The sequence below is a fragment of the Amycolatopsis sp. w19 genome (assembly GCF_051373225.1).
Classification (GTDB): domain Bacteria; phylum Actinomycetota; class Actinomycetes; order Mycobacteriales; family Pseudonocardiaceae; genus Amycolatopsis; species Amycolatopsis japonica.
In genome coordinates, this window is the sequence record NZ_JBPQFM010000030.1 from 41,555 (window position 1) to 57,067 (window position 15,513).

Genomic DNA, 15,513 nt, shown 5'->3' on the forward strand with positions numbered 1-15,513 from the left:
ACCACGACCTATCGGCCTGAACTGACAGCAAGGGTTGCCGCAAGATGACCTCCAGCAAGAACAACACGGAGCGCCGCTTCCGCAAGCGGTCGAAGGCACGCAGGCGCTTCGCCGGCGCGCTGGCGCTCGGGATCGCGCTGCTCAGCGTGGGCGGGTTGTACGCCGTTTTCGCCCCGGAGCCGCAGACCGCGCAGGCGCAGGGCGAATCCGCCCTCCTGCGCGAGGGCGAGAAGCTCTACAACAACACGTGTATCGAATGTCACGGGCCGAAGCTCGAAGGTGTCACCGACCGTGGCCCGAGCCTCATCGGCATCGGCGACGCGGCCGTGTACTTCCAGACCTCCACCGGCCGCATGCCCGCGGTGCGTCAGGAAGCCCAGGCGCAGCGGAAGCCGCCGAAGCTGTCCGAGGCCGAGATCAACGCCCTCGGCGCCTACATCCAGGCCAACGGCGGCGGCGCGCAGCGTCCCGCCGAGAAGGGTGACGCGCTGCGCGGCGAGGACGTCGCACGCGGCAGCGAACTCTTCCGCCTCAACTGCGCCTCCTGCCACGGCTTCACCGGCCGCGGCGGTGCGCTCTCCTCGGGCAAGTTCGCCCCGAACCTGGACCCGGCCACGGAAGAGCAGATCTACACCGCGATGCTCACCGGGCCGCAGAACATGCCCAAGTTCTCCGACCGGCAGCTGTCGCCGGAGGAGAAGAAGGACATCATCGCGTTCGTGAAGTCCGTGAGCGACGGGAACAACGCTCCCGGCGGTAGCTCGCTCGGCGGACTCGGCCCGGCTTCGGAGGGCGCGATCGCGTGGATCGTCGGGATCGCCGCGCTGATCGGCGTGACGTTGTGGATTGGATCGAAGGCATGAGCGCCGAAGGGCCGAAGCCGCCGACAGAGGCGGAATTGGCGGACATGGATCGCGACCAGCTCGTCAAGCTGGGTACCGCGCTCGACGGGGTCGAGATCGTGGAGTACCCGACGCCGTGGCCGGTCGAGGGGACACGGGCGGAGAAGCGCGCCGAGCGCGCGGTCGCCCTCTGGTTCGTGCTGGCCGCGCTGTCCGGCCTCGCGTTCGTGGTCCTCATCGCATGGCCGCACTGGTTCGAGTACAAGGAGCCGGGTACGACCGGCTACACCAAGTACACGCTGTACACGCCGCTGCTCGGGGTCACCCTCGGGCTGGCCGTGCTCAGCCTCGGTATCGGTGTGATCCTCTACACCAAGAAGTTCATCCCGGCCGAGGTCTCGGTCCAGGAGCGCGGGGACGGCGGTTCCAAGGAGGTCGACAAGGCCACCATCGTCGCCCAGCTCGCCGACTCGGGCAGCCGCAGCACCATCGCGCGCCGCTCGATGATCAAGCGGTCCGCGGGCGCCGGTGCCGGTGTGCTCGGCCTCGCCGTCGCGGCGCTGCCGGTCGCGTCCTTCATCAAGGACCCGTGGAAGGACACCGAGAACCGCGACTCGCTGTGGCACTCGGGCTGGAAGAAGAACTTCCCGGACGAGGTCGTCTACCTGCGCCGCAACACCGGCCGTCCGCACGAGATCTCCCTGGTCAAGGCCGAGGACCTCGACGCGGGCGCGATGGAGACGGTGTTCCCGTACCGCAAGTCCGAGGAGCACGACGAGCACGCGCTGTCGGCCGCCTTCAAGCGGGTCGACAACCCGGTCATGCTGATCCGTCTCCGCCCGACCGACGCCGCCAAGGTCGTCAAGCGTCAGGGCCAGGAGGACTACAACTTCGGCGACTACTACGCGTACACGAAGATCTGCAGCCACGTGGGCTGCCCGACCTCCCTGTACGAGCAGCGGACCAACCGCATCCTCTGCCCCTGCCACCAGTCGCAGTTCGACGCGCTCCACTACGCCAAGCCGATTTTCGGGCCGGCGACGCGGCCGTTGGCCCAGCTTCCGATTACAGTGGACAAAGAGGGCTACCTGATCGCGCGCGGAGACTTCAACGAGGCCGTCGGACCGGCCTTTTGGGAGCGTAAGTCATGAGTTCACTCACCACCCCGACCAAGGGGACGAACCCGGTCGAGAAGGCCGCGGGCGCTGGTGCGAAGTGGGCCGACGACCGGTATCACCTGGCCAAGGGCATGCGGCACCAGCTCAACAAGGTGTTCCCGACGCACTGGTCGTTCCTGCTCGGCGAGATCGCGCTCTACAGCTTCATCATCCTGTTGCTGTCGGGTGTCTATCTCACGCTGTTCTTCGACCCCTCCATGGAGGAGGTCGTCTACAACGGCAGCTACACCGGTCTGCAGGGCGTCGAGATGTCGCGGGCCTTCGCGACCACGCTCGACATCTCGTTCGACGTCCGGGGCGGTCTCTTCGTCCGCCAGCTGCACCACTGGGCCGCGCTGATCTTCGTGGCTTCGATGATGGTGCACATGTTCCGGATCTTCTTCACCGGCGCGTTCCGCCGCCCGCGTGAGGCGAACTGGGTCATCGGCGCGCTGCTGCTGGTCCTGGGCATGTTCGAAGGCTTCTTCGGCTACTCGCTCCCGGACGACCTGCTCTCCGGCACCGGTATCCGCGCGACCCTGTCGGGCATCGTGCTCTCGGTGCCGGTCATGGGCACCTGGATCCACTGGGCGCTGTTCGGCGGGGAGTTCCCCGGCAACGAGATCATCCCGCGCCTGTACACGATCCACATCCTGCTGCTGCCGGGCATCATGCTCGGCCTGGTGGCCGCGCACCTCGCGCTGGTCTGGTACCAGAAGCACACGCAGTTCCCGGGCGTGCGCCGCAAGGAGACCAACGTCGTCGGCGTCCGCATCATGCCGGTCTTCGCGCTCAAGGGCGGCGCGTTCTTCGCGCTGGTCACCGGCATCATCGCGCTGATGTCGGGCCTCTTCCAGATCAACCCGATCTGGAACATCGGCCCGTACAACGCGGCGCAGGTCTCGGCGGGCTCGCAGCCTGACTGGTACATGGCCTGGGCCGACGGCATGCTGCGGATCTGGCCCGCGTGGGAGCTCTACCTCGGGAACTACACGGTCCCGGCGGTGTTCTTCCCCGGCGCGGTCGGGATGCCGCTGCTGATCGGGTTGCTGGTGATGTATCCCTGGATCGAGCGAAAGCTGTCCAAGGACACCGCGCACCACAACCTGCTGCAGCGTCCGCGCGACGTCCCGGTCCGGACCTCGCTGGGCATCATGGCCCTGACCTTCTTCGCGGTCATCATGCTGTCGGGCTTCAACGACATCATCGCGTTCGCCTTCGACATCTCGCTGAACGCGACGACGTGGGCGGGCCGGATCGGTGTCCTGCTGCTGCCGCCGATCGCGTACTACATCACCTACCGGATCTGCCTCGGCCTCCAGCGGGCCGACCGCGAGGTGCTGGAGCACGGTGTCGAAACCGGCATCATCAAGCGCCTGCCGCACGGTGAGTTCATCGAGATCCACCAGCCGCTCGGCCCGGTGGACGACCACGGCCACGCGATCCCGCTCGAGTACCAGGGCGCGTCGGTGCCGAAGAAGATGAACAAGCTCGGCTCGGCCGGACACGCCGTCGCCGGTTCGACCTGGTCCCCGGACCCGGTCGAGGAGACGATCGCGCTGGAGCGCGCCCGGTCCAACGGGCACGGCAACGGCAAGGTCGACGACATCGGTGGCGAGCCTTCCGAGGAGCGCAAGGAGATCACCTCCGGGCACTAAAAGCCCGGGAGACACGCGTGAAGGCCCCCTTCCCTCGGCTCAGCCGAGGGAAGGGGGCCTTCACGCGTGTCGGGGGAAGCTCAGGCGCCTTCGACGCCGATGTCGAACGCGGACTCCTTGTCGGCCTTCGAGTACGAGCGGAACGCGATATGCGTGACGGTGCTCAGCACGCCGGGCACCTTGCCGATCTTCGCCGGGATCAGATCCGCGAGGTCTTCGTGGGCCGTGACCCGGACCGAAGCGACCAGATCGACGTCACCCGCGCAGGAGTAGACCTCGCGGACACCCTCGATGTCCGCGATCGCCTGCGCCGCCTCGGGGATGGCATCGGCTTCGACCTGGATCAACACGATCGCGGTGATCACTAGAGCGCCTCCTGTGTTCGTTGTCGCGCGCTGACGGAAACGCGCCGAAGGAGCGCGGTCAGCGGTTCGGCCGACTTTGACCAGGCAGGCGCCCCTTCATCGCGTTCCCGTGGGCCTTCGGCCCGAAAGAGGCGCGCGAGGTGAAGTCTCCGTCGGGCGCGGGGCGCCCTTGGGGAGACCGTCTTTGGTCCTGCCAAGGGAAGATCCTAGCCCGCCACGCGTTCCAGTGCCGTCGCGCTCGCCGCGAGATCGAGCCACTCCTGCCAGCCGCCCGCGACGGCGGCGGGCTCCGCCCAAGGTCGCGTCGTGCGCACGAGCCGGATGCCCGGACGGGTCAGCCAGCGCAGGAGGATGCCGATCTCCTCCGGGATCGCGCCGAAGAGCGGACCGGGACCCGGGAGCACCGTCTCCGCCGAGGCCACGAGCATCTCGACGACCGGCATCGGCGGCACCCCGCGCCGCGCGACCCCCGCCGACGCGAGCCTGCCGTGCCGGATCACCGCCAGCTCCCAGCCGCCGTTCCCGTCCGGGCCGGCGGCGATCAGCTCCGGGATACCCGCCAGCGCCGACTGCCGGTGCGCCCGGCCGACCGCGCGGATCAGCCCGGCCAGCTGATCGCGATGCTGGGCGGCCTGTTCGTAGTGTTCCGCCGCGGAGAGCCGGGCCAGCTGGTCGGCGGCGGCCCGCAGCGGCCGAGCGTCCGTGCCGGCGATGAGACCGGACACCGCGAGCACTCCCGGCCGGTACGCCTCCGCCGTCTGCAGCCCGGCGCACGGCGCTCCGCAGCGGCCGAGTTCCGCGAGGACACAGGGCGTCCCGCTCGGCGCGGTCGCCGAGATGCGCTGGGTGCACGTCCGCAGCCCGGAGGCGCCGGCGAGGGTGTCCGCGGCGGACCGGGCGTCGGTCTGGGTGCGAAAGGGCCCCAGCATCCCGTCTCGCGGCATGCGGACCACCGACAGGCGTGGGAACGCCTCCTCGGTCAGCGCGACCCACCAGGCGTGCCGTGGGTTCTTGGAACGGCGGTTGTACATGGGGCGGTGGGCGGCGATCAGCCGAAGCTCCCGGACGGCGGCTTCGAGCGCGTGCGCGCATTCGACCGCGTCGACCCGCTCGGCCAGCGCGACCATCTCCCGGATCCGCCCCCGGCTCTCCGAACCGGTGAAGTACTGCCGGACCCGGCGGCGCAGATCGGACGACGTGCCGACGTAGAGGACCTCGTCGCTCGGGCCGCGGAACAGGTAGACGCCGGGCCTCGACGGCAGATGCTCGGCCAGCGACCGTTTACGGCGCTGGGCAGCGGTCACTTCGGGCAGGTAGTCCAGCAGCTCTTCGAGGGTGTGGACGCCGAGATTGCCCACCCGTTCGAGAAGCGCGTGCAGGACGTCGACGGTGGCGCGCGCGTCGGCGAGCGCGCGGTGGTTGGGCGTCGTGCGCGCCCCGAACAACGCCGCCAGCGCGGAAAGCCGGTAGCTGGGCGTCTCGTCGCGGGAGATGACCCGGCGGGCGAGCCGGACCGTGCAGACGACGGCCGTCTTGGGCCAGTGGTAGCCGTGGCCTTCGCAGGCCGCGCGCATGAATCCGGTGTCGAAGGCGGCGTTGTGCGCCACGAGCACGGCACCGGAGATGAATTCGAGGAACGCGGGGAGCACGCGCTCGATCCGGGGAGCGTCGTAGACCATCGCCCCGGTGATGCCGGTGAGCTCGACGATCTGGGGCGGGATCGGCATCCCAGGATTGACGAAGGTGGCGAACTCGCCGACCACCTCGCCCGCGCGGATCTTGACCGCGCCGATCTCGGTGATCCCGTCCGGTCCGGGTTTCGTCCCGGTGGTCTCCAGGTCGAATACGACGAAAGTGATGTCCCGCAAAGGAGTTCCCAGCTCGTCGAAGGCGAGTTGCGCCGCGCCGGGCCGCCGTCCGGTGTCCATGGTCGGGCACAGTAGGGGCGGGCACCGACAATCCCAGGATGCGCGCACGCCGTCCCATCGAGCGCGCCCCGAGGGCACGGGGCCTACGCTGGAGCGATGCAACCGCAGCCCGCAGTGCCCGAATCGCCCGAGGACGCCACCGGCGGCCCCTCGGGTGTCGTGGCGTCGGCGGGCGCGACGGAGACGTCCGAAGAGGTGCCGGCCGAAGGCTGGACGGCCTTGCCGGAGACCGTGCGGGAGCGGATCGCCGAACTGGCGGCCGCCGCCGTCGGGAAACTGCCGGTCGCCGACGTGCCGAGGCAGCTGCGCCCGGTCGCGAAGTTCGCCCCGGCGAAACGCGCGAAACTCGGCGGGACGGCGTTGCTCACCGCGTTGGGGGAGTCTTCGCAGTTCCGGGTCGCGGTCACCGAATGGCTGCGTGACCACCGCAAGGACGCCCTCGACCCGAACGCCCCCGATTCCGTCGCCGCCGCGGCCGCCGCCGTGCTGCTCGGCGAGGCGGGCGCGGCCGGACGGGTCCGGCTGGTGGCGAAGAACGCCGAGGAGACGGCGTTGCGCGCCGAACGCGACGCCGCGCTGGCGCGTAACCAGCGGCTTGAGACGGAACTGGCGCAGCTGCGCGAAGAATTGCGCGAGGCCAAGGAGATCGCCGGTGGTGCGCGGGGCGAACGCGACGCCGAGGTCGAAAAGCTGTTGAAGCGCCTGCGGGAACAAGGTGTCCAGCTGCGCCAGGCGAAGGACGCCGTCGCCGAGGCGCACGCTCGGCTGGAGAGCGGAGGCGCCGAGAGCGCCGAAGAGATCAAGGCGCTGAAGGCCCAGTTGGACCGTGAGAGGCAGCGTGTCGCGACAGAGCGGGCGCGGGCGGAGAAGGCCGTCACGGACGCCGAGATCGCCCGTCAGTCGGCCCGTGAGGCGCGTCAGGCCGACGAGGTGAGGCTCGGGCTGCTGCTGGACACGATCGAGGGCGCCGTCGGCGGGCTGCGCCGCGAACTTTCGGTGAGCGCGCGGGGTCAGCGTCCGGCGGACATGGTGCGCGGCGCGACGTCGGGTCTCGGGGCGGGTGGCAAGATCCAGGACGTCACCGCGCTCGACCGGCACCTCGCGCTGCCCAACGTGCACCTGATCGTCGACGGCTACAACGTCACGAAGACCGGTTATCCGGAGCTGGCGCTTTCCGACCAGCGCGACCGGCTGATCCACCAGCTTTCCGCGCTCGCCGCGCGGACTTCGGCCGAAGTCACCGTCGTGTTCGACGGTGCCGGCGTGCTTTCCGTGCCCGCCGCGGTGCCGCGCGGGGTGCGGGTGCTGTTCTCCGAACGCGGGGTGCTCGCGGACGACGTCATCCGGTCCCTCGTCGCGGCCGAGCCGCCGGGGCGGCCGATGGTGGTCGCGAGCACGGACCGGGCGGTGGCGGATTCGGTGCGGGGCAAGGGCGCGCATCCGGTGCCGTCGGCGGTGCTGGTGTCGCGGCTCAGCCGGGTGTGACGCGTCTCGTGAGTGGCAAAGACGGTTAGAACCGTCCTTGGCACTCACGAGCAGGCCAGGCAGGTGACGCGCCGGGCGGCCGGTCGCCAGCCCTCTCGGACGAGGATCGCGCGGACCTCGGCCGCGACCTCGCACGGTGAGTTCCGGACGTCCTGCCAGCCGTAGACGAGGCGTGCCCGGCCGGCGAGTTCGGCGGCGTTGTCTCGTCGACGGTCCCGGAACGCGACGGAGGCCATCGCATGGGTCGCTCGCCCGTCCAGGCGGACGGTCAGCGCCGCCCCGTGCGAGTCGTACGTGACGTCCTCCCACAAGGTCTTCCCATCGACTTTGATCGCCGTCTGCCGGTCACCCGGTGGTAGACCGTGTCGCTCCTCGACCTGTTCCTTGAACTCCACTTCGAGCGCGGACATCAGGCCTCCGTCCACCAGTTCGAGGCCTCGCTGGATCTCGGCGCGGAAGCGGAACGGCGGGCGCATCGAGACGCAGTCGCGCATCGCGGACACCGGGACCTTGCTCCGGCTCACCAGATCGACGACGACGTGCACCGCGTCTCGCCCGGTGGGCTGGGAGACCGCCAGATCGACGATCGTGTCCGTGGGCTTCGTACGAGGCGGCCACGCCTCGGCCGTGGAGTACGGGAGCGCTCGCGACCGGTGGACCTTCACCAAGGGGGATTGGGAAACGGCGGAACTGGCATACGGAACGGTGATCTCGATCGGACCCTCTTCGATCGGAAGGAGACGCCATTCCTCGGCCGCCGTGCGATGGCTGAGAACGGCGTGTCCACCTCCATAGCGGAGGGCGGCGTGCATTCTCGCGTTTCGCGGGAGGGGGCCGGTGAAGGTCGCGTAGACCCGCGGCAGGACACGCTGCCAGCGTCCGGCCTCCAGATTGGCGACGATGTCCGCCTTGGTGTGTCCATAGGCGAGGAGCTGAGCTCTGGTGACGATCCCGTGCTGCTCCTGCAGCAGGACAGGCCAGCTCGGCCGTTGTTCGGCCGGGATGGCTTCTTCCGACCAGCGTTTGTGTAGGGGCACGCCGTTCACACTGACCGGAGCAGAGCACCGAAAGAGCCCGCAGGCGCAAGTTGTGGATGGAACAGGCGGTTGTGGACAGCTCAAGTCTCGTGAGTGTTCAGGACGGTTCTAACCGTCCTGAACACTCACGAGGCGAAACTGTCGGTGGTCGCTCTTAATGTGCACCTCACCACTGAAAGTGAGGAGTCCGAGATGGACGACAAGGCCATCGCCGATATAGCCGACATAGAGACGCTCGTCATCGATTGCGACCGGTGCGCGGTCCGCGGTGACGCATGTCATGACTGTGTCGTCAGCGTCCTTCTCGGCGCGCCGCTCGCGCTCGAATGGGACGCCGACGAGCGGAAAGCGGTCGACGCGCTCGCCGAAGCCGGGATGGTCCCGCGCCTCCGGATGGTCGAGATCGTGGAGCAGGAGCGCCGGAAATCGGCCTGAGGACACGCCTCGACCGGGGTATTCGACGAGTGGTCGATCCGATCGGGTGAACGGTAGGTAGTCGTGATCGGCCCCAGGTTGTAACGCCCGTCACACCTTTCCGCTCATGCTGGTCCGAAGGTGTTTCGGCGCATCACGGAGAGTTTTTGCGCTTCCCATGGTGGACGCGGTGCCCGTGGTTTCGTAACCTGTCCGAGATCTCGTGGCCGGAAGTCGTCGCCAGACGGCGACACGAGATCGCCACTGAGGCAGCTTTGTCGGGGAGCTGCACCGGAACCAGCCAAGCGCCAAACCTGTTGCGATAGCACTCGGCCAGGCGCGAGGCGGGAACGCGGGGAACCGCGCGGGCCACACGGTCGGCGTCGCGGCTTCGCGGAAGAGGGCCCCCGACCTCTTCGTCCCGGGTTCCGAGTCGGTGGCCGACAGCAAAGGAGACACGCGCGACCGTGCAGTCGCATCCAGTCAAGCGCGTGGTGTCAGGAGCTTTGGCCGCGGCCGCGGTGATCACCGCGGTGACAGTGGCCCAGCCTTCAGCCACCGCTGCCCCAGGCCCCGCCCTCCAGCAGCCCCCGTCCGGCTCGGACGCTCTCGCCAAGTACCGCGACCTCGCGGCACAGGCCGAGAAGGCGAACGAAGACCTCCTCAAGGCGAAGGACGACCTCGCCGCGAAGCAGGGTGAGCTCGACAAGGCGACCGCGGACGCCGCCGCAGCCAAGGAGCTCGGTATCAAGGCGGCCGGTGACGAGAAGACCTTCCAGGCCGAGGTGAACAAGTTCGCCGGTGCCTCCTTCACCAGCGGTGTGCAGCTGAACAAGCTGTCGTCGCTGCTGTCGGGAGCGTCGACCCAGGACTTCCTGGAGCGTTCCTCGGCACTCGAGGTCCTCGCCGCGAACAAGAACACCGCTCTGACCAACCTGAGCGGTGCCGTCGCCCAGGCCGCGGCCGCGGCCAAGCAGGCGGCGGACGCCCAGAACACGGCCACCGCCGCCCGTGACACGGCCGCCAAGCTGACCACGGACATCGAGGCGCGCCAGAAGACGCTGGCCGACCAGCTCAAGGAGATCGAGCGGGCCGGCGGCAACCTGAGCGCCTCGGATCGCAACGCCCAGAAGGACAAGGGCGGCGCGTTCCCCAACCTGCCCGCCCCGGGGCCCGCCGCGGCGGCGGCCCTCGCGGCCGCGAAGAGCAAGCTCGGCAGCCCGTACGGCTGGGGTGACACCGGACCGTCGTCCTTCGACTGCTCCGGTCTGATGCTCTGGGCGTACAAGCAGGCCGGTTTGACCCTGCCGCGGTCCAGCCGTCAGCAGTCGACCTTCGGCGCCCCGGTGCAGAGGTCGCAGCTCCAGCCGGGCGACCTGGTGTTCTACAACTCGCCGGTCTCGCACGTCGGCATGTACGTCGGCAACGGCATGATGGTGCACGCGCCGACCACCGGTGACGTCGTCAAGGTGTCGCCGCTGCAGAACAACTACGTCGGCGCCCGTCGCCCGACGGCCTGACGAACAGACGACAAGGGGCGGTACCGCGCAAGCGGTGCCGCCCCTTTCGCACGCGGCGGGCCAAGTAGCCTGCAGGGGTGCTGAGGACCCTGCTGGTGACCAACGACTTCCCGCCCCGGCCGGGCGGTATCCAGAACTACCTGAATTCGCTGGCCACCCGCCTGCCCGCCGACGACCTGGTCGTCTACGCCCCCTCCTGGGAGTCGAGCACCGGCTCGCACGGCGAGTTCGACGCCGCCGCCCCGTTCGAGGTGGTGCGCCATCCGACGTCGCTGATGCTGCCGACCCCGGACGTGCTCAAGCGGGCGAAGGAGATCATGCGCGCCCGCGACTGCGAGGCCGTCTGGTTCGGCGCCGCGGCGCCGCTGGCGTTGCTGGGGCATCCGCTGCGTTCGGCGGGCGCGCGCCGGGTGCTGGCGTCGACGCACGGCCACGAGGTCGGCTGGTCGATGCTTCCTGGTTCACGGCAGGCATTGCGGCGGATCGGCGACACCGTCGACGTCGTCACCTACGTCAGCAAGTACACGCGTTCCCGCTTTTCGGCCGCCTTCGGTCCGATGGCGGGACTGGAGATGCTCCCGTGCGGCGTGGACACCGCGCTCTACCGGCCGGATCCGGCCGCGGGCAAGGAGATCCGCGAGCGGCACGGCCTCGCCGACCGGCCGACGATCGTCTGCGTTTCGCGGCTGGTGCCGCGAAAAGGCCAGGACATGCTGATCAAGATCCTGCCCGAGCTCCGCAAGCGCATCCCGGACGTGGCGCTGCTGCTCGTCGGCGGCGGCCCGTACCGCAAGACGCTCACCGGGCTCGTCGAAGCGCTGGGGGTCGAAGACAGCGTCGTCATCACCGGATCGGTGCCGTGGAAAGAGCTGCCCGCGCATTACAACGCGGGCGACGTCTTCGCGATGCCGGCGCGGACGCGCGGGAAGGGGCTCGACGTCGAGGGTCTGGGCATCGTGTACCTGGAAGCCTCCGCGACCGGCTTGCCGGTCGTCGCCGGGAATTCCGGTGGTGCGCCGGAAACGGTGCTGGACGAGGTCACCGGGCACGTCGTCGACGGACGCGACGAGCAGCAGCTGAGGGAGACGCTGGCGGCGTTGCTGGCCGATCCGGTGCGGGCACGGCGGATGGGGGCCGCCGGTCGCGACTGGGTCGGCGAGAACTGGCGGTGGGACACCATGGCGAGCCGGCTTTCCGTCCTGCTCGACGGCGACCCCGTCGCGGCGGTGCGCTGAGGAATCAGGGTTCGTAGCGCGCCGGATGCTTCGGATCGTCGACGCGGATCACCACGTCCGACAGCGCCGACGGATCGATTTCCTGTTCGTAGCGCGCATAAGCGGGGAGCGCCCAGGCGTCCGGCACCCGCCGCCTCAGCGCGCCGGGGGAGAGCCACAGATGCACGCTCAGGTCGAACGCGAGCCCCGCGCCGAACAGGAACTCCCCGTCCAGCAGGACGACGCCGCCCTCGGGCAGTTCGACGCGTTCGGCGCGCGTGGCGCGATCACGGACCGGATCCCACAGCGACGGAAGGACGAGACCGCTGCCGTCCTCGGCGAGCGGGTCGAGCACTTCGCGCCGCAGGGCGCCGAGGTCGAGCCAGTCGCTGTAGCGCGAGTCCGGGTCCTCTTTGCCTCGTTCGAAGCGCAATGAAGCGGGGCGCAGGAAGTCGTTCGCCGAGATCCGCAACGCCGCGCGACCGGCGATGCGCAGGGGATCGACCAGGGCGTCGGCGAGTTCTGTGGTGTTGGTCGCACCGGCCGCGCCGTCGACGGCGACCGCGATCCGGCGGCGGCCCGTGATCGAGGTGATGCGTTCGGTCAGTTCGGACACCAGCAGAGCGGGAGAAATCGGACGGTAGCGCACGGGAAGACATCCTCCACCCGGACCGGTGACTGTCGCACGGTACACCCGATGGGATGATGGCCCGGTGACCAAGACAACGGCCAAAACAGCCGGAAGTGGTTGGCAGGTAGGCGTTTCCCAGACGGTGCCGTACAGCGGCACCCAGGTGTGGGACTTCCTGGTCGGACGCGAAGGTGTGGGCATCTGGCTCGGTCCGGGTGCCGAACTCGGCCACGAGCTGGGCGCGGCGTACGAGACGGCCAACGGGACGACCGGCGAGATCCGCGGCCGCTCCGAAGGCGACAAACTCCGGCTGACCTGGCGCCCGAAGGACTGGGACCACGACTCGACCCTGCAGATCACGGTGAGCGGCACCGACCAGAAGACCACGCTCCGGTTCCACCAGGAATGGCTCGCGGGCGCCGACGAGCGCGAGGAACAGCGGGCATACTGGACCGAAGTGACCGAGCGAGTCGTGGCCGCGCTGGCCGAACGCTGACCGGCGCGCCGGGGAGGCGTACCGATGGGGGAACCGAAGAACCTGGACTGGGATCTCGTCCAGGAGTCACACCGGGTTTCGGCGCTGCTGCGTGAAGAGGGCCCGGCCCGCAAGGTCCGCCTGCCGCGCGGCCTCGCCACCTGGATCGTCACCGGATACGCCGAAGCCCGCGCGATCCTCGCGGATCCCCGCGTGGGCAAGGATCCGGCTGCCATCCAGCGGCTCTTCGAACGCGACGGCTTCGAATCCGCGGCCGACAGCGCCGTACGCGCGCTCGGCGCGCACATGCTCAACTCGGATCCGCCGGACCACACGCGGTTGCGCAAACTGGTCAACCAGGCCTTCACCACCCGTACGGTTTCCCGGCTGCGGCCGAGGATCGAGCAGATCACCGCGGAACTGCTGGACGGCATCGGCGACGCCGAGCGCGTCGACCTGCTGCCCGTTTTCGCCGTCCCGTTGCCGATCCGGGTGATCTGCGAACTGCTCGGCGTCCACGCGGGCGACCAGCCGGCGTTCGCGACCTGGTCGAACACGATGGTCGCCTGGTCCACGCCGGAGGAACTCCAGGCCGCCGCCGCGAAGATGCACGCGTACCTCGTCGACCTCATCGAAGAGAAACGCGCCGAGCCCGCCGAAGACCTGCTTTCGGGCCTGATCCACGCCAGCGACGAAGGCGATTCACTCACCGCGGACGAATTGCTGGCCATGGCGTTCCTGCTGCTGGTGGCCGGGTTCGAGACGACGGTCAACCTGATCGCGAACAGTGTCTTGGCGTTGCTTCGCGAGCCGGAACAGCTGGCCGCCCTGCGCGCCGATCCCACGCTGCTGCCCGGCGCGGTCGAGGAGTTCCTGCGCTACGACGGCGCGATCCACCTGGCGACCATCCGGTTCACCAAGGAAGCCGTGCCCGTCGGCGACGTCGAGATCCCGGCGGGCGAGTTCGTGCTCGTCTCGCTGCTCGGCGCGAACCGGGACGCCGGACGCTTCGAAGACCCGCACCGCCTGGACGTCACGCGCTCGGCGGCAGGGCATCTCGCGTTCGGGCACGGCATCCACCACTGCGTCGGCGCCCCGCTGGCCCGTCTGGAGGCCGAGATCGCCTTGCGCGGGCTGTTGGAGCGGTTCCCCGACCTCGGCTTGGACGCCGAACCGGAAACGTTGCGGTGGCGGGAAAGCACCCTGGTCCACGGGCTGGAGACCCTCCCTGTGCGCCTGCGCTGAGGAGGGCGTGTCGTAGGGTCGCCGGATGGACGCCGCCGAACTCCTCGCGCTCGACGCGGAACACGTCTGGCACCCGTACGGGCCGATGCCGAGCACGATCGACTCCCTGCTGGTCCGCGAGGCGAGCGGGGTCCGGCTCACCCTCGACGACGGCCGCGAACTGGTCGACGGCATGTCGTCCTGGTGGGCGGCGATCCACGGCTACCGGAACCCGGTGCTTGACGCGGCGCTGGCGGAGCAGGCGGGCCGGATGAGTCACGTGATGTTCGGCGGGCTCACCCACGAACCGGCCATCAGGCTGGCCAAGACCCTGGTCGACCTCGCGCCGGAGGGGTTGCGGCACGTCTTCCTGTGCGACTCGGGCTCGGTGTCGGTCGAGGTCGCCGTCAAGATGTGCCTGCAGTACTGGCAGTCGGTGGGGCGCAAGGAAAAGCGGCGTCTGATGACCTGGCGCGGCGGCTATCACGGCGACACGTTCACGCCGATGAGCGTCTGCGACCCCGAGGGCGGGATGCACTCGCTGTGGCGCGGGATTCTGCCGGACCAGCTGTTCCTGCCCAGGCCGCCCGGCGGGTTCGCCGACGAGCCGGATCAGGACTACCTCGGCCTGCTCGCCACCGAGATCGGGCGGCACGCGGGCGAACTGGCCGCGATCATCGTCGAGCCGGTCGTGCAGGGCGCCGGCGGCATGCGGTTCCACCCGCCCGCGTACCTGCGCGCGCTGCGCGAGATCACCGAAGCGAACGACGTCCTGCTCATCTTCGACGAGATCGCCACCGGTTTCGGCCGCACCGGCCGGATGTTCGCCGCCGAGCACGCCGGGGTCGCGCCCGACGTCCTGTGTCTCGGCAAGGCGCTGACCGGCGGGTACCTGACGATGGCGGCGGCGCTGTGCACGCCGGAGATCGCCGACGGGATCTCGCGCGGCGAGTTGCCCGTGCTGGCGCACGGCCCGACGTTCATGGCGAACCCGCTGTCCTCGGCCGTCGCCAACGCCTCGCTGGGGATCCTGGCCGAAGGCGGCTGGAAGTCCGACGTCCCGCGGATCGAGGCCGCGCTGAAGGCCGGGCTCGAACCGGCTCGCGAGCTGCCGTCGGTCGCCGACGTGCGGGTGCTCGGCGCGATCGGCGTGATCGAGCTGGACCATCCCGTGGACATGGCGGTGGCGACGGAGGTCCTCACCGGGAACGGGGTCTGGCTGCGCCCGTTCCGGAACCTGATCTACACGATGCCGCCCTACATCTCCGAGGCGGCAGACCTCGTCGCGATCACTTCCGCAATGGTCTCGGCCGCACAAAAAGCGTAAAAACGGCGAAGTTCAGCCCAAAGAGTGTGACAGCGGCCACAGCAATCCGGAGAGGCCACGCTGGGTACAGAGCGTGGCCACCAGTTGATCTTGGTCAAGCGAACGGGCGAGTCCGATCGGGGTCCTTCTCGGGTGGTTTGCCCCGAAAGCCTGGTATGCCCTAGTTCTCGGGCGCACAAGCAAACCTGAGAAACCTTTGCGTAGCGGACTTTTGCGCGCGGATCGGGTTTCCTGCC

The 15,513-nt window shown here is 69.4% G+C and carries 14 protein-coding genes; 10 read left to right on the forward strand and 4 right to left on the reverse strand.

Features of this window, described 5'->3' with window-relative positions:
* Window positions 1–44 precede the first annotated feature (44 nt).
* The 3 genes from qcrC to qcrB are packed head-to-tail and all read left to right on the forward strand — an operon-like array spanning window position 45 to window position 3,657.
* Window positions 45–863 carry a cytochrome bc1 complex diheme cytochrome c subunit gene (qcrC, locus tag ACSMFO_RS36265; protein WP_038510197.1) on the forward strand — a complete coding sequence of 273 codons (819 nt, stop codon included), beginning with the start codon at window positions 45–47 and terminating at the stop codon, window positions 861–863.
* Entirely contained in the window at window positions 860–1,993 is a 1,134-nt protein-coding gene (gene qcrA, locus ACSMFO_RS36270; protein ID WP_037344746.1) for a cytochrome bc1 complex Rieske iron-sulfur subunit, read from the forward strand. Before qcrC ends, qcrA begins: the two co-directional genes overlap by 4 nt.
* Window positions 1,990–3,657 carry a cytochrome bc1 complex cytochrome b subunit gene (gene qcrB, locus ACSMFO_RS36275; RefSeq protein WP_038510200.1) on the forward strand — a complete coding sequence of 556 codons (1,668 nt, stop codon included), beginning with the start codon at window positions 1,990–1,992 and terminating at the stop codon, window positions 3,655–3,657. The genes qcrA and qcrB overlap by 4 nt, the downstream gene beginning before the upstream one ends.
* A gap of 80 nt (window positions 3,658–3,737) precedes the next feature.
* Here qcrB and ACSMFO_RS36280 read toward each other — a convergent pair whose 3' ends face one another.
* Together ACSMFO_RS36280 and ACSMFO_RS36285 are read right to left on the reverse strand one after the other, a co-directional pair.
* Window positions 3,738–4,022 carry an Lrp/AsnC family transcriptional regulator gene (locus ACSMFO_RS36280; protein WP_016336037.1) on the reverse strand — a complete coding sequence of 95 codons (285 nt, stop codon included), beginning with the start codon at window positions 4,020–4,022 and terminating at the stop codon, window positions 3,738–3,740.
* Window positions 4,023–4,228: 206 nt separating this feature from the next.
* Window positions 4,229–5,950, reverse strand: coding sequence for a DEDD exonuclease domain-containing protein (locus ACSMFO_RS36285; RefSeq protein ID WP_436462093.1), 1,722 nt, complete (start codon window positions 5,948–5,950; stop codon window positions 4,229–4,231).
* Window positions 5,951–6,046: 96 nt separating this feature from the next.
* Here ACSMFO_RS36285 and ACSMFO_RS36290 point away from each other — a divergent pair, with 96 nt between their 5' ends.
* Complete coding sequence (locus ACSMFO_RS36290) at window positions 6,047–7,435, forward strand: NYN domain-containing protein (protein WP_395872238.1); 1,389 nt, start codon at window positions 6,047–6,049, stop codon at window positions 7,433–7,435.
* 44 nt (window positions 7,436–7,479) lie between these two features.
* On the opposite strand, the gene ACSMFO_RS36295 is transcribed toward ACSMFO_RS36290, so the two are convergent.
* Entirely contained in the window at window positions 7,480–8,472 is a 993-nt protein-coding gene (locus ACSMFO_RS36295) for a hypothetical protein (protein WP_436462094.1), read from the reverse strand.
* Between the two features lie 192 nt (window positions 8,473–8,664).
* On the opposite strand from ACSMFO_RS36295, the gene ACSMFO_RS36300 reads away from it, so the two are divergent.
* The 3 genes from ACSMFO_RS36300 (at window position 8,665) to ACSMFO_RS36310 (ending at window position 11,641) form a co-directional block, all read left to right on the forward strand.
* On the forward strand, window positions 8,665–8,907 hold the full coding sequence (locus ACSMFO_RS36300; RefSeq protein WP_240594053.1) for a hypothetical protein: 243 nt from the start codon (window positions 8,665–8,667) through the stop codon (window positions 8,905–8,907).
* 446 nt (window positions 8,908–9,353) lie between these two features.
* Complete coding sequence (locus ACSMFO_RS36305) at window positions 9,354–10,406, forward strand: C40 family peptidase (protein WP_436462095.1); 1,053 nt, start codon at window positions 9,354–9,356, stop codon at window positions 10,404–10,406.
* Window positions 10,407–10,483: 77 nt separating this feature from the next.
* Window positions 10,484–11,641, forward strand: a complete 1,158-nt coding sequence (locus ACSMFO_RS36310) for a glycosyltransferase family 4 protein (protein WP_436462096.1) — start codon at window positions 10,484–10,486, stop codon at window positions 11,639–11,641.
* A gap of 4 nt (window positions 11,642–11,645) precedes the next feature.
* Here ACSMFO_RS36310 and ACSMFO_RS36315 read toward each other — a convergent pair whose 3' ends face one another.
* On the reverse strand, window positions 11,646–12,269 hold the full coding sequence (locus ACSMFO_RS36315) for a uridine kinase (protein ID WP_436462097.1): 624 nt from the start codon (window positions 12,267–12,269) through the stop codon (window positions 11,646–11,648).
* A 124-nt stretch (window positions 12,270–12,393) separates the two neighbouring features.
* On the opposite strand from ACSMFO_RS36315, the gene ACSMFO_RS36320 reads away from it, so the two are divergent.
* Genes ACSMFO_RS36320 through ACSMFO_RS36330 form a run of 3 tightly spaced genes read left to right on the forward strand, consistent with a single transcriptional unit; the run spans window position 12,394 to window position 15,277 of the window.
* Window positions 12,394–12,747 carry an SRPBCC domain-containing protein gene (locus ACSMFO_RS36320; protein ID WP_016336029.1) on the forward strand — a complete coding sequence of 118 codons (354 nt, stop codon included), beginning with the start codon at window positions 12,394–12,396 and terminating at the stop codon, window positions 12,745–12,747.
* 24 nt (window positions 12,748–12,771) lie between these two features.
* Window positions 12,772–13,971, forward strand: coding sequence for a cytochrome P450 family protein (locus ACSMFO_RS36325; protein WP_436462098.1), 1,200 nt, complete (start codon window positions 12,772–12,774; stop codon window positions 13,969–13,971).
* A 25-nt stretch (window positions 13,972–13,996) separates the two neighbouring features.
* Complete coding sequence (locus ACSMFO_RS36330; RefSeq protein WP_436462099.1) at window positions 13,997–15,277, forward strand: adenosylmethionine--8-amino-7-oxononanoate transaminase; 1,281 nt, start codon at window positions 13,997–13,999, stop codon at window positions 15,275–15,277.
* Window positions 15,278–15,513 lie beyond the last annotated feature (236 nt).

Excerpts from the sequence above, each read along its gene's own strand:
- qcrC (WP_038510197.1), top strand. The coding sequence starts at position 45 with ATGACCTCCAGCAAGAACAACACGGAGCGCCGCTTCCGCAAGCGGTCG.
- ACSMFO_RS36300 (WP_240594053.1), top strand. The coding sequence starts at position 8,665 with ATGGACGACAAGGCCATCGCCGATATAGCCGACATAGAGACGCTCGTC.
- ACSMFO_RS36285 (WP_436462093.1), bottom strand. The coding sequence starts at position 5,950 with ATGGACACCGGACGGCGGCCCGGCGCGGCGCAACTCGCCTTCGACGAG.
- ACSMFO_RS36290 (WP_395872238.1), top strand. The coding sequence starts at position 6,047 with ATGCAACCGCAGCCCGCAGTGCCCGAATCGCCCGAGGACGCCACCGGC.
- qcrB (WP_038510200.1), top strand. The coding sequence starts at position 1,990 with ATGAGTTCACTCACCACCCCGACCAAGGGGACGAACCCGGTCGAGAAG.
- ACSMFO_RS36330 (WP_436462099.1), top strand. The coding sequence starts at position 13,997 with ATGGACGCCGCCGAACTCCTCGCGCTCGACGCGGAACACGTCTGGCAC.
- ACSMFO_RS36325 (WP_436462098.1), top strand. The coding sequence starts at position 12,772 with ATGGGGGAACCGAAGAACCTGGACTGGGATCTCGTCCAGGAGTCACAC.
- qcrA (WP_037344746.1), top strand. The coding sequence starts at position 860 with ATGAGCGCCGAAGGGCCGAAGCCGCCGACAGAGGCGGAATTGGCGGAC.